Origin of the sequence: Lacinutrix sp. 5H-3-7-4, assembly GCF_000211855.2 — a bacterium.
Taxonomy (GTDB): Bacteria; Bacteroidota; Bacteroidia; order Flavobacteriales; family Flavobacteriaceae; genus Lacinutrix.
Genome location: NC_015638.1, coordinates 1,087,900 through 1,102,209, shown reverse-complemented (window position 1 = coordinate 1,102,209; position 14,310 = coordinate 1,087,900). Strand labels below are relative to the sequence as shown.

The following is a 14,310-nucleotide window of genomic DNA, read 5'->3' as shown; positions in this document are numbered from 1 at the left end:
TTAAATTTTATCATTTTGTAGCAATAACCAATATTTTTATATATTTGTCTTTGTTAATATTATTTAACAACTTATTTTTGCTTCTAATTAACACTTAAAAATTAAAATTTTTGAATATGAAAAATCTTAGCAGATTATTATTCGCATTAGTACTTATTGTAAGTTTCAATACTGCGAATGCACAAGACCAAGACAACCCATGGGCTGTTAACTTTGGTGTAAACGCGGTTGACGTTTATCCAGTAGGAGAAAACGCACCACAAGGAGATTACTTTGATGAATACTTTAATGTTAAAGATCACTGGAATATTCTTCCATCTTTATCTACAGTTTCTGTATCTAAATATGTAGGAGAAAACTTTAACGTACAACTTGGAGGTTCTATTAACAGAATTACTAAGTGGGGAGAATTAGCTCCTGCTACGCCAAGTGTAAGAGTTGCAGATTTAAGTTACTATGCAGTAGATGCAAACGTAAGATATAGTTTAGCTAACCTTATTGGTAGCAAAAAATTTGAGCCAATGATTGGTGTTGGTGGTGGTTACACATGGATCGAAGAAGGTTTATATAACAACAACAACCAAGGAGGAAACAATAACATTGGTTCTGCTACATTAAATGGATCTTTAGGTCTTACTTACTGGTTTACAGAAAATGTAGGTTTATTTGTAGAGTCTAAATACAAGCACTCTTTCGAAGATTACTTAACTAAACATTTCCAACATTCTGCAGGTATTGCTGTTAAGTTTGGTGGTAAAGATACAGATGGTGATGGTATCTACGATAAAAACGATGCTTGTCCAGAAGTTGCAGGTTTAGAAGCTTTCAACGGTTGTCCAGATAGCGATGGTGATGGTATCGAAGATGCTAAAGATGATTGTCCAAATGTTGCAGGTTTAGCTGAATACAATGGATGTCCTGATACAGATGGTGATGGTGTTGTAGATGGTAAAGATGACTGTCCTACAGTAAAAGGTCTTAAGGCTTTAAACGGTTGCCCAGATGCTGATGGTGATGGTGTTGCTGATGATAAAGATAACTGTCCTAACGAAGCTGGACCAGCTGCTAACAGTGGATGTCCTTGGCCAGATACAGATGGTGATGGTGTTGTAGATAAAGATGATAAATGTCCTAACGAAGTTGGAACTGTTGCAAACAATGGTTGTCCTGAAGTAGTTGCTCAACCAACTCAAGAAGTTATTGATCAATTAAACAGCTACGCTAGAACAATATTATTTGATACAGGAAAATCATCTTTCAAAGAGCAAACTAAAGAAGTATTAAAGAATATTACAGCTATTTTAAAAGAATACCCAGATTCTAACTTCACAATTGAAGGTCATACTGATAGTGTAGGTTCTAAATCTTCTAACCAAAAATTATCTGAAAGAAGAGCTAACGCAGTAAGAGATTACTTAATTGCTAATGGTATTAGCGCTTCAAGATTATCTGCTTACGGATTTGGTGAAGATTACCCAGTAGATTCTAATGCTACTAGAAACGGTAGAAAAAACAACAGACGTACTGAGATTAAACTTAAAAAATAAGTTTCTCAATACTTTTAAATAAGTTTTAAAAAAAACGCTTCGGTTTACCGAAGCGTTTTTTATTTTTATACAATGAAGAGTTTTATTTTCGATGTATTAATTGATTTAAAAAATAAAGAAGAAGATCTATCAAATATTCACTTTATTTTACCAAGTAAACGAGCAGGAGTTTTTTTAAGACAAGAATTATCTCGTGTAGTTAACAAAACAATATTTTCACCCTATATATTAAGTATAGAGGAGTTTGTTGAAGATTTAGCACAGCTAAAATCTGTAACAAATACAGAGTTGCTTTTTGAGTTTTATAATACATATTTACAACTCACACCAAAAAAGGAACAAGAACAGTTTGAAAGTTTTTCAAAATGGGCACAAATTTTACTTCAAGATTTTAATGAAATTGACAGGTACCTTATTCCACAAGATAAAATATTCGATTATTTAAGTGCTATTAAAACTTTAGACCATTGGTCTTTAGATGATAATAAAACAGATGTTGTAAAAAACTATTTAAAATTTTGGGATAAATTAAAACTATATTATAAAGATTACTCAACATCTTTAATTAAACAAAAAATAGGATATCAAGGCCTTATATATCGTGAAGCAGTAGAGAATATACAGCATTATAGTAATACAACGTCTAATAAGCACGTTTTTTTAGGTTTTAATGCATTAAACACTGCCGAAGAAACTATTATTCAAGAATTATTAAAAAATGATTTAGCATCTATATATTGGGATATAGATAAAGTATTTATAGAAAATAAAATACATGATGCCGGTTTGTTTACTAGACAACACAAAAATTCATGGAAATATTTCGCAAATAATCCATTTAATTGGGTGTCCACATCTTATTCCATTCCAAAAAACATTGAAGTTTATGGTGTTCCAAAAAATATAGGCCAAGCTAAAGCTATAGGGAATATTTTAAGCGAAATAGCAGTTAATAATCCTTCTTTTAAAAGTACTGCCGTAGTGCTTGGTGATGAAAACTTATTAGTACCAGTACTAAACTCAATTCCTATAGCAGTAGATAAGCTTAATGTAACAATGGGATTTCCTTTAAAGTCTATTCCTTTAGCTTCCCTTTTTGAACAGTTATTTTCTATTCATAAAAAACATACCGAAAAATTTTATTATAAAGATGTAATTAGTTTATTATCACATCAATTTATTAGTTCTTTATTTGTAATAAATGAGGTTAATTATGCTTTAGATCTTATCGAAAAAATAAAGAAAAACAACCTGGTTTACCTTTCTCTTTCAGATTTAAAAAAAGATAACACACAAGTACATGATGTTCTTGATTTATTATTTTCTAATTGGGATAACAAAGCAACTATTGCTATAGAAATAGTTTTTAAAATTATTAATAAAATTAAAGACTTTCTATCTTTAAATAAAGACAGTAACTTAATATCATTAGAGTACTTGTACAGGTTTAATAGCTTGTTTAATGAGCTTTATAGACTTAATGGCACATATAGTCATGTAAATGATATTTCTGCATTATTTAGCATTTATAATGAATTATTATCTTCTGAGACTTTAGATTTTCAAGGTGAACCCTTACAAGGTTTACAAGTTATGGGAATGTTAGAATCTAGAGTTTTAGATTTTGAAAATGTTATCATTTCTAGTGTTAACGAAGGTGTTTTACCATCAGGTAAAACTAATAACTCTTTTATACCTTTTGATGTTAAATTAGAAAACAATTTGCCAACTTATAAAGAAAAAGATGCTGTTTATACGTACCACTTTTATCGCTTATTACAGCGTGCTAAAAACATATATATATTATACAATACAGAAGCAGATATTTTAACTGGAGGAGAGAAAAGTAGATTTATAAATCAATTAGAATTAGAAAATATACACCAAATAAAACATAATATTATTGCTCCTAAAGTACCTAAAATTAATTCTAAATTAAAAGAAATTGAGAAAACACAAGCTGTATTAAACCAAATAAAAACAGTTGCTAATAGGGGTTTTTCGCCATCATCACTAACAAATTATATACGTAACCCTATAGATTTTTATTATCAAAGTTTATTAGGAGTTAAGGAGTTAGAGGATGTAGAAGAGACTGTTGCAGCAAACACAATGGGAACAGTAGTTCATGATACTTTAGAGACTTTATATAAACCTTTTTTAGAAAAATATATAAAAGTTGAAGATATTGAGAGAATGAAACCATTAGTTGATGTTACTATTACGCATAATTTTTCACGTATTTATGCAGATGGAGATATGACTAAAGGTAAAAACTTAATTATTTTTGAAATAGCAAAACGCTATGTTGAAAATTTTTTAAGCCTTGAGATAAAAGATTTAAAGAAAGGAAATACTATAAAAATACTTGCTTTAGAAAACCGTAGCGAAATTGCTTTAAACATACCAGAATTAAACTTTAAAGTACAGTTAAGAGGTACAGTAGATCGTGTAGATGAATATAATGGCTTAACCAGAATAATAGATTATAAAACAGGAAAAGTAGAGAGTAATCAAGTTGCTGTTATAGATTGGGAAGATTTAACTACCGATTATAAAAAATATAGTAAAAGCTTTCAAATATTAGCATATGCCTATATGATGAACAAAGAAAAGCCTTTAAATTTTCCAATAGAAGCAGGAATTATATCTTTTAAAAATTTGAATGGTGGCTTTATTAAATTTGCAAAAAAAGAAACAATAAGAGCTAAAGTTAAAGACACTTTAATTACAATAGAAACCTTAAATAGTTTTTTTGAAGAACTAAAGAAACTAATAATTGAAATTTGTAATCCTGATATTAATTTTATTGAAAAGGAAGTGTAATGATTGCTAGAAATAACATTTTAAACCAAGCTAACAAAAAACCAATACTATTTGATTTTTTTTTTAAAGAGAACGCAATACAAAAACCAATAGTTGTCTTCTGTCATGGCTATAAAGGTTTTAAAGATTGGGGAAGCTGGAATTTAGTTGCAAATGCCTTTATGGAGGCTAATATGTTTTTTGTGAAATTTAATTTTTCGCATAATGGAGGCACAGTTTCAAATCCAATAGATTTTCCAAATTTAGAAGCTTTTGCCGAAAATAATTATACTAAAGAGCTTGATGATTTAGATGCAGTTATTTCTCATTTAACTGCTGTAGATTTTAAATATAAAAATGAGATAAACACAAATAATATTATAGTAATAGGTCATTCTCGCGGTGGAGGTATTTCTATAATTAAAGCAGGAGAAGATTCAAGAATAAAAAAACTTATTACTTGGGCTAGCGTATGCGATTTTTCAAAAAGAACGTCAACCATAGGAGATTTAGAAAACTGGAGAAAAACTGGTGTAAAATATGTTTTAAATGGAAGAACAAACCAAAAAATGCCTCATAACTTTCAGTTTTATGAAGATTTTAAGGCTAATGAAAACCGGTTAAATATTAAAAAAGCAGCAAAAAAAATTAAAATACCTTTTTTAATTATTCATGCTAAAGATGATCCATCAGTAAAATATAACGAAGCAAAGTCACTTCATCTTTGGAATAAAAATAGTGAACTAATTTCAATAAAGGATAGCGATCATGTGTTTGGAGCAAAACAGCCATGGCTATATAGTTATATGCCTAATGCACTAAAAATAGTTGTAGAAAAAAGTATTTTGTTTATAGAAAAGTAATTAAGCTATTTTTAATTCATTTTTTCTGTGAGTTAATATTTTTCTATAAAGTAAGTCTCTATTAACAGGTTTTGTTATGTAATCATTCATTCCTACATCTATTACTTTTTCTCGTGCAGTATCTGTAGCATCTGCAGTAACAGCAATAATAGGAATGTTTTTTATACTATGCATTGTAATATCATTTCTAATTATTGTGGTCGTTTCATAACCATCCATTTCTGGCATTTGTAAATCCATTAAAATAACATCAAATGTATTGTTTTCTAATAGTTTTATAGCTTCAACACCATTTGAAGCTATTTGAAAATTATTAATTGATAATGTTTTAAGAATCTTTTTCATTATTAATTGATTCATAGTATTATCCTCAACAACTAAAACTTTAATTTCGGCTTTAGAAATATCTGGATTTTCTACTTCTATTTTATTTTGTTGTATAACCTTTAAAGGTAAGCTTACAGTAACAGATGTTCCTCTGTTTTCTTCACTATCAATTTCTATAGAGCCTTTAAATAAATCTATAAGGTGCTTAGTTATACTTAAACCTAAACCAACACCTCCAAAGCTACGCTTATCATTTAAGCGCATTTGCCCAAAACTATTAAATAAATTATTTATTTGAGAGTCTTTTATACCTATTCCAGTATCTTTTATAATAATAGCTATTTCTGCAATATTATTTTCTAGCGTAGTACTTTTTATATTGCAATCTATCTTACCAAAGTGTGTAAACTTTACTGCATTACTAAGTACATTATTTATAATTTGTGTAAAACGTTCTGGATCACCTTCTAGAACTTCTGGAACAGTAGAATCAATTTCAAAACTGTATTTTAAATCTTTTTTTTCTGCCATTCGTTTCCAATTATCACTTATTTGAATGACCGCCGTTTTAGGGTTAAAATGCTCTGTTCTTAATTTTAATTCTCCTTTTTCAATTTTCTCAAAATCTAAAATATCATTAATATTACTAAGTAAATTTAACGAGGCGTGCTTTATTACTTCAAAGTTTTTTAGCATTTCACCTTTAGGGTTTTTGCTCAACTCATCATCTGCAATACCCATTATAGCATTTATTGGTGTTCTTAATTCATGGCTAATGTTAGACATAAAATAACTTTTAAGTTCACTAATTTCTTCAGATTTATTTAAAGCTATAATTTGAGATTTTTCTTTTTCTAAACGTAAATCTCTAATTAAATTAGACATAGAAAGCGATAGAAATATAACCTCGAAAGTAATCCCAAATTTGGCACTATTAAGTGTTATAAAGTTATTTGGTAATAGACTTAAATTATTCATTACAAAACCTAATAAACCAATAACTAAAAAGAAAATACCAACCGAAAAGAATACATCAATTTTATAACTTTTATAGCGTAGGTAAAATAATGTTACTAAAATTAATATTAAACTTAAAAGGCCATTTACGTTGCTAATTGGATAAACAAATTCTTTTGTTTTTTCATTTACAAATAATAAAACACCTAATATAATTATAGTAATATAAAGTACTTTAAATGCTATACTAATATGTTTTGCTCTTTGAGAAACTTTTAAAAATCTTTCGCAATATTTTAATAAAAAGAAATTTGAAAATAGCGCAGTAATTAAAACAGTTCTATTATTTAAATAACCACCAGATGGTAAAATGTATTGAAATATTATACCATCTAACGCAGATTGTAGTAAAGCTATAGATAATACATAAATACTATAGTACAAGAATGTTTTATTAGATAAGCTGGTGAAGAAAAATAAATATACTATAGCGGCTAAAAATAATAAGCCATAAAAGAACCCTAAAAATAGATGTTCATTATAATTAGATTTCCAAAATTCATTTTCAGTTTGAATTAGTAAAGGCAGGTTTAAAGTTTCGCCATCACTTTTTAAATGTATATAGAATTTTTGAACACTATTTTTAGGTAATTCTAATTTAAATACTGTTTTACGGTGCTGTACCTGTCTGTCGTTAAAAGCTATAGCATCTCCACTATTATATTCTATGTAATTGTTATTAGATATTTGATATAAATTAGCAATATCTGTTATTGGTCTAGCGGTTTGTAGGTAGTAAGTCTGGGCTTGATTTGTTGTGTTTTCTAATTTAAAATTTAGCCAATAATTATCGCTGGTAAAACCTAAGCTTTGGTTTTCAGAGGTTAATGGGTTAAAATCAAGGTTGCTTTCTCCATTAAGGATATCATTTATAGATAAATTAGAATTTGATGCTTTTGCAAATTCGGCATACTCATAAAGTTTTCCTTTACTTTTTATAGGGTTATATGCTGTATTTTGAGAAAATAAAACACTGTGTAAAACACAAAATAGAAATAAAATTAAGTAGCGCACTTTTTGGTTGATTTGGGTTTTTATTTAAAAAAAATCAAATACAACTATATGTAGAGGGATTAATAGCTGGATATTCTACCTACGCAATATAGTAAAAAAAGGTTTTTATAATAATTTTATCTGTTTTTCAGTATGTTAAAATTATTTTTAAAGCACTTTTTGTGGTTTTTTAGGCTAATTAATATATACTTGAAAACACTTTTTTGCATTAAAAATATTATTAAATATAAAAACTAACGACCTTAGCTGTTCTTATTAAAGATTAAAAATTTTGATTACAAACATTAGTCTAAAACATATAAACAAACTAGCTATACCAGCATTAATAGCAGGAGTTGCTGAGCCTATTTTGTCTTTAACAGATGCTGCAATAATTGGAAATGTTAATTTAAATGCAACAGAAGCTTTAGCAGCAGTAGGTATTGTATCTACATTTTTATCTATGCTTATTTGGGTGTTTGGGCAAACTAGAAGCGCATTATCATCAATCGTGTCCCAATATTTGGGCGCTAATAAACTTGACGAAATTAAAAACTTGCCTGCACAAGCAATAGTTATTATTACTTCGTTAAGCATTTTAATAATTATAGTAACATACCCTTTTGCCGAATCAATTTTTAAACTGTATAATGCCAAGAATCTAATTTTAGATTATGCTATAGACTATTATAAAATTAGAGTATTTGGTTTTCCGTTTACATTATTTACTATTGCTGTGTTTGGTGCTTTTAGAGGTTTACAAAACACTTATTATCCTATGGTTATTGCAATTATTGGTGCTATAACAAATATTATATTAGATTATGTTTTAGTTTATGGTATGGCAAATTTAATTCCTGCAATGCATATAAAAGGCGCTGCTTTTGCGAGCGTTGCATCACAGTTTTTAATGGCAGTATTATCGGCTTTTTACTTATTAAAAAAAACAAGTATTCCGCTATTTGTAACGTTTCCTTTTAATAAAGAAATTAAAAGATTTTTAATTATGATTGGTAATTTAATTGTTAGAACAATAGCTTTAAATGTCACATTATACTTAGCGACCAGTTATGCTACAAACTATGGTAAAGAATACATTGCAGCATATACAATTGCAATAAATTTATGGTTTTTAGGTGCTTTTTTAATAGATGGTTATGCAAGTGCTGGAAATATTTTATCTGGAAAATTATTAGGCGGAAGAGAGTTTGGAAAACTAATAAATTTAAGCAATATATTAATTAAATACGGAATAATTGTAGGCGTAATTATGGCATGTTTAGGCAGTTTGTTTTATTTTTCAATAGGTCAGATTTTTACTAAAGAGCCAAAAGTTTTAAAAGAATTTTATAACGTGTTCTGGCTAGTTTTAGCAATGCAGCCATTATGTGCATTAGCATTTATTTTTGATGGGATGTTTAAAGGGTTGGGAAAAATGAAAGACCTTAGAAACCTATTACTAATAGCGACCTTTTTAATATTTATTCCTTCTTTATATATTTTAGATAAATACAACTTAAAATTAACAGGTGTTTTTATAGCTTTTACGCTATGGATTATAGCTCGTGGTATACCTTTAATTATAAAATTTAGACAAGAATTTTTACCACTATCACAAAAGGATTAACTTTGAAAAAAATATCCTTTTTAAATTACTAAACAGAAACTTAAGAAAAATGGAAATATTAAACTTTTTAGGCGGTAGTGGTTTTTTTGCCATTTTAGCCTTAGTAATCATTATTATCTATGTCTTTAATAGATACAGAAACCGTAGATAATGGCAAATATTCGTATTACTAAACTTTTTTCTTTCGAAACTGGGCACGCACTTTATGGTTACGATGGTAAATGTAAAAACGTGCATGGACACAGTTACAAACTTTCTGTAACCGTTTTTGGACAACCTATAACAGATACAGCAAATGTAAAATTTGGAATGGTTATAGATTTTTCAGATTTAAAAAAAATTGTGAAAGAAGAAGTTGTTGATGTGTTTGATCATGCAACCGTTTTTAATAAAAACACACCACATGTAGAGTTAGCTAAAGAACTTAGCGATAGAGGTCATAACGTATTACTGGTAGATTACCAGCCAACAAGCGAGATGATGGTAGTAGATTTTGCTAAAAAAATTAAAAAACGATTGCCAGATAATATCCAGTTACATTCTTTAAAACTTCAGGAAACAGAAAGTTCGTATGCAGAATGGTACGCAACCGAAAATAATTAAGCATGCAAATTCCAAAAGGAAAGAAAATATACTTTGCTTCAGATAATCATTTAGGAGCACCAACCCAAAAACACTCTTTTCCAAGAGAAAAAAAGTTTGTTGCCTGGCTAGATGAGATTAAAGAAGATGCTGCTGCAATATTTTTGTTGGGTGATTTATTCGACTTTTGGGCAGAATATAAAACTGTTGTTCCTAAGGGATTTACTCGAACATTAGGAAAATTAGCAGAAATTAGCGATTCTGGTATTCCGGTTTATTACTTTGTAGGTAATCATGATTTATGGATGAATGGCTATTTTGAAGAAGAACTTAACATACCGGTTTACCATAAACCTCAAGAATTTACTTTTAATAATAAAACATTTTTAATTGGTCATGGCGATGGTTTAGGCCCAGGAGATAAAGGTTATAAGCGCATGAAAAAAGTATTTACTAATCCAGTTGCAAAATGGTTTTTTAGATGGTTACATCCAGATTTAGGTGTGCGATTGGCACAATACCTATCAGTAAAAAATAAATTAATTTCGGGAGACGATGACGCCAAGTTTTTGGGGGAAAATGAGGAGTGGCTAGTGCAGTACTGCAAACGAAAACTTGAAGATAAACATCGCGATTATTTTGTTTTTGGGCATAGACATTTGCCTTTAAACATAGATTTAAATGGTAATTCTAAATATATTAATCTAGGAGATTGGATTAAATATTATACTTACGGTGTTTTTAATGGTGAAACATTAGAGCTTAAAGAGTATTAAACTTCTAGCTCGTCAATATTATTTTCTGTATTCATAACTTCATAAAAATGCATCATAAAAAAGGCAAAACAAAACTGTACTAAAGTTTCACTAAAATTTACCGTTAAAGCAAGTATTACATTTTTTATTTGAAATAAATATACCACTAATCCTACTGTACAAGTTAATAAATAACCAATGGCTGTTAAAAATAAAAATATAATTTTTGGATGGTTATTTACAGAGGTTGCATAAAAGCAAGAAAAGATAAAAGCAGAAAAAAGTAGTGTAGAAATTGTAAAATATAAACGCCAATTTAAATTTAACTCGCTTAAAAAAGTTAAATAAAGCGAAAAAATAATATAGCCTAAAGCACAAATAACAATTAAAACAAATAACAAATTTATACCTATAAGTTTAATTCTTCCTTTTTTTAATAAAGGCTGCAATAATAAAATACCACTAGCAAAACAAGACGTATAACCTAGTAAAACCCATATAAAGCTAAAATAATAGGTTTTAGAGCTGTCCATAAACTCTACAGCCATTGCACTCAAATAAAAAACATAAAAGAGCGGTTTTATATTTTTAGCGTAAATACTGTAGCTAATTAATATAATAGCATGAAAAAGAGGTTTAGTGTAAAACTCTAAAAAACTATAAGAAGTTATAGAAATAAATACACTAAAAAGAGCAAGAAATAGTGTGACTAGGTTTAAAACTTTTTTGGTTAACAGTGTAAATAGTTTTTATAAAATTGGGCCTTATAAAGTTACAACTTAAAACCCAAAAATAGAAATTAACTTATTGGAGTAATAAATTTAAACTCATTTTATCTATTTTTCCATCTGGATAAAGATTATTTTTTGTTTCAAAAGCTTGTAGTGCATTAGATGTTTTTTTCTCGTAAACACCATCAACAGGTATATTATACCCTTTTGCTAATAGTAATTTTTGCATTTCAAATATAAAAGCACTTTTTTCACCAAAATATAGCGCTTTTTGAGGTAGCATGCTTACTAATAATTGTTTGTGCTTTTCAGTTTTTTCTCTTTTGTTATGTTCTTTAATAGATATGCCTTTATTTTCTAGATCTTTAATAGCTTTATTTGTAAGTCCTTCGTTTTTTAGTTTTTTAGACTGTTTTAATATCGCCTCAAAGTAATTTACTTTTGCTAATTTTTCGGCATAATTATTAACAGCTAAAACTGTTTCTCTGTCTTCATTTTCAGGATTTCTTACATCTATATTATTTGCACTCCATTGTAAATGCATATAACTATTTGCTTTTTCTAAAGCATCATAATAATTGTATAAAACAGCAGGATTATGGTAGTTTATATCTATAGTATTATCTGGCTTAATATCTGCATTTAGAGGTGTAAACCTTTGGTAGTCTTTATATTGTGAATAAGAGAAAAGTAATACTATAAGTATGGTAATAAAAATGAGAATTTTTTTCATAAAAGATTTTGTAAATAGCTTGTTGGCAAATATAAATCAAATTTGTCTTTTAACTAATCCATATTAATTAGCTACCTTTAATTAAAATTTTTTATAATGAAGAAACTGTTTATTTTTCTATTTCTAGTAGTTACTTTTTATTCATGTAAACCATACCAATCTACGGTTATTAGAGATAACCAAATGACTTATCATATTTACAGAGAAAGACAGAAAACATTTTTTTCTAACGACGGAGCTTTAAAATATATAGATAAAGGTTATGGTGATGTTATAGTTCTCTTACATGGTATACCAACATCTGGTTGGATTTATAGAAAAATGATAGATGAACTTTCGCAAAACTACCGTGTAATTGTGCCAGATATGCTTGGGTTTGGTAGTAGCGAATCTCCTAAAGATTTAAATTTATATACTGAAGAAAAACATGCCGATAGGCTTTTGGGTTTAATGGATGAATTAGAAGTAGAAAATTGGACACATGTAATGCATGATGCAGGAGCATTATGGACATGGGAACTTATAAAAAAACAACCCAATAGAATATCAAGTTTAGTAATGTTAAATGCTATAGTATACCAAGAAGGTTATAAGCCAATAATTGAGCTTCAGGATGGATTTAAAGCAAAAACAACAATGTGGTCATATAAAAATGGAATAGCTACAAACAGCATACTAAAAACACTTTTTAATTCTGGTTTAAACAATAATAATTTAAATAAAGCAGATGTTGAAGGTTATAAAAGGCCACTAAAAGAAGGTAAAACAAACGGTATGTATTACTTTTTTACTAAAACAAGCAATACATTGCCAGATTATGAAAGCACTCTGCTTTCTGTAGATATTCCAGTTTTAGTTATTTGGGGTGAAAAAGATGAACTTTTACTATGGGAACCACAAAAGGAACGTATTATTAACGATTTAAACCTATACGATAATAATATTCATTTAATTGATGCGAAACATTTTCTTCAAGAAGAGAAACCCGAAAAAATAAACGGTTTTATTTTCGATTTTTTAGCTAAAAATGCTAGAAGTAATTAAGTGTTATTATTCACTTCAAAATCTTTAGTTAAATCTAATTTTCTAAAACTTGGAGATACAATAGCTGTTGTAATAACAGTAATTAATGTCATACTTCCACCAAAAACAACAGCTGTTGCTGTGCCCATAAGTTTTGCGGTTAATCCGCTTTCAAAAGCACCTAACTCGTTAGAGCTACCAACAAACATTGAATTTACAGATGATACACGACCACGCATATTATCTGGTGTTTTAAGCTGAAGAATAGTTTGCCTTATAACCATAGAAACACCATCTGTAACACCACTAAAAAAGAGTGCGACTACAGATATCCAAAACGTTGAAGATAGACCAAAAACGACAATACAAACTCCAAAACCAAAAATAGCAATAAGTAATTTCATTCCTGCATTTTTACTTATAGGAATATACGCAGTAACTAACATGGTTAAAAAAGCACCAACCGATGGAGCTGCAACTAAAATCCCAAAACCTTGCGGGCCAACTTTTAAAATATCTTCGGCAAAAACAGCTAAAAGTGCTACAGCACCACCAAATAAAACCGAAACCATATCTAATGTTATAGCGCCTAAAATGGCCTTTGTTTTAAACACAAAACTTACGCCTTCTTTTAAACTTTGCATTACAGGTTCTCCAATTTTAGGATTAAGTATTGGTTTTTTAGAAATTTGAAACACCATAAATAGTGCTGCCATTACTAAAGCAAAAACAATACATAATGAAAAATGAACACCAATCCAACCTATAGAAAAACCAGCGAAAGCAACACCTAAAACACGAGACATTTGCCAAGTAGAACTATTCCATGTCGCGGCATTAGGATAGATTTTTTTTGGTACTATTAAAGCTACTAAAGAAAAAATAGTTGGCCCAAAAAAGGAACGTAAAAAACCACCAAAAAACACTAAAGCGTAAATAGAATACAATAAACTGTCTTTAGACCAAGTTTGAGAAACACTATCTGATGTTAACCAGAATAAAGCAAAACTAATAATAGAAAATGCTGCTAAACATATAGCAAGTAAGTTTCGTTTTTCGCGTTGGTCTACTATATGTCCCGCAAACAAAGCCATAGTAAAAGCAGGTATAATTTCCATTAAGCCTATAATACCAAGCGATAGAGGATCTTTTGTTAAAGCATAAACTTGCCATTCTATAACAATAAATTGCATAGACCAGGCAAAAACCAGTAAAAATCGCATGATTAAAAAAAGATTAAATTCTTTAAACCGTAGTGCTGCGTATGGGTCGTTTTTAGACATTAAACGTTATAATTTTATAGAAAC

At 28.8% G+C, this 14,310-nt stretch carries 11 protein-coding genes; 7 read left to right on the top strand and 4 right to left on the bottom strand.

Features of this window, described 5'->3' with window-relative positions; translation table 11 throughout:
- Positions 1–116: 116 nt before the first annotated feature.
- From LACAL_RS04760 to LACAL_RS04750, 3 genes are all read left to right on the top strand, one after another.
- A complete protein-coding gene (locus LACAL_RS04760) occupies positions 117–1,547 on the top strand; it encodes an OmpA family protein (RefSeq protein WP_013869573.1) in 1,431 nt (476 codons plus the stop codon).
- Positions 1,548–1,619: 72 nt separating this feature from the next.
- A complete protein-coding gene (locus LACAL_RS04755) occupies positions 1,620–4,373 on the top strand; it encodes a PD-(D/E)XK nuclease family protein (RefSeq protein WP_013869572.1) in 2,754 nt (917 codons plus the stop codon).
- Positions 4,373–5,215, top strand: coding sequence for a S9 family peptidase (locus LACAL_RS04750; RefSeq protein ID WP_013869571.1), 843 nt, complete (start codon positions 4,373–4,375; stop codon positions 5,213–5,215). The genes LACAL_RS04755 and LACAL_RS04750 overlap by 1 nt, the downstream gene beginning before the upstream one ends.
- Here the strand turns inward: LACAL_RS04750 and LACAL_RS04745 are convergent, their stop codons facing one another.
- Positions 5,216–7,573 (bottom strand): hybrid sensor histidine kinase/response regulator, encoded by a 2,358-nt coding sequence (locus LACAL_RS04745; RefSeq protein ID WP_013869570.1) that lies wholly within the window; start codon positions 7,571–7,573, stop codon positions 5,216–5,218.
- Between the two features lie 271 nt (positions 7,574–7,844).
- Here LACAL_RS04745 and LACAL_RS04740 point away from each other — a divergent pair, with 271 nt between their 5' ends.
- The 3 genes from LACAL_RS04740 (at position 7,845) to LACAL_RS04730 (ending at position 10,537) form a co-directional block, all read left to right on the top strand.
- Positions 7,845–9,179, top strand: a complete 1,335-nt coding sequence (locus LACAL_RS04740; RefSeq protein ID WP_013869569.1) for an MATE family efflux transporter — start codon at positions 7,845–7,847, stop codon at positions 9,177–9,179.
- A 150-nt stretch (positions 9,180–9,329) separates the two neighbouring features.
- Complete coding sequence (locus tag LACAL_RS04735) at positions 9,330–9,782, top strand: 6-carboxytetrahydropterin synthase (protein WP_013869568.1); 453 nt, start codon at positions 9,330–9,332, stop codon at positions 9,780–9,782.
- Positions 9,783–9,784: 2 nt separating this feature from the next.
- On the top strand, positions 9,785–10,537 hold the full coding sequence (locus LACAL_RS04730) for a UDP-2,3-diacylglucosamine diphosphatase (RefSeq protein WP_013869567.1): 753 nt from the start codon (positions 9,785–9,787) through the stop codon (positions 10,535–10,537).
- On the opposite strand, the gene LACAL_RS04725 is transcribed toward LACAL_RS04730, so the two are convergent.
- Both LACAL_RS04725 and LACAL_RS04720 read right to left on the bottom strand, forming a co-directional pair.
- On the bottom strand, positions 10,534–11,064 hold the full coding sequence (locus tag LACAL_RS04725; RefSeq protein ID WP_013869566.1) for a hypothetical protein: 531 nt from the start codon (positions 11,062–11,064) through the stop codon (positions 10,534–10,536). The genes LACAL_RS04730 and LACAL_RS04725 overlap by 4 nt on opposite strands.
- 256 nt (positions 11,065–11,320) lie before the next feature.
- Entirely contained in the window at positions 11,321–11,980 is a 660-nt protein-coding gene (locus LACAL_RS04720) for a peptidoglycan-binding protein (protein WP_013869565.1), read from the bottom strand.
- Positions 11,981–12,076: 96 nt separating this feature from the next.
- Here LACAL_RS04720 and LACAL_RS04715 point away from each other — a divergent pair, with 96 nt between their 5' ends.
- Positions 12,077–13,024 carry an alpha/beta fold hydrolase gene (locus LACAL_RS04715; protein WP_013869564.1) on the top strand — a complete coding sequence of 316 codons (948 nt, stop codon included), beginning with the start codon at positions 12,077–12,079 and terminating at the stop codon, positions 13,022–13,024.
- Here LACAL_RS04715 and LACAL_RS04710 read toward each other — a convergent pair.
- The gene (locus tag LACAL_RS04710; protein WP_013869563.1) at positions 13,021–14,286 is read right to left on the bottom strand and encodes an MFS transporter; all 1,266 of its coding nucleotides are present in this window, start codon (positions 14,284–14,286) and stop codon (positions 13,021–13,023) included. The genes LACAL_RS04715 and LACAL_RS04710 overlap by 4 nt on opposite strands.
- Positions 14,287–14,310 lie beyond the last annotated feature (24 nt).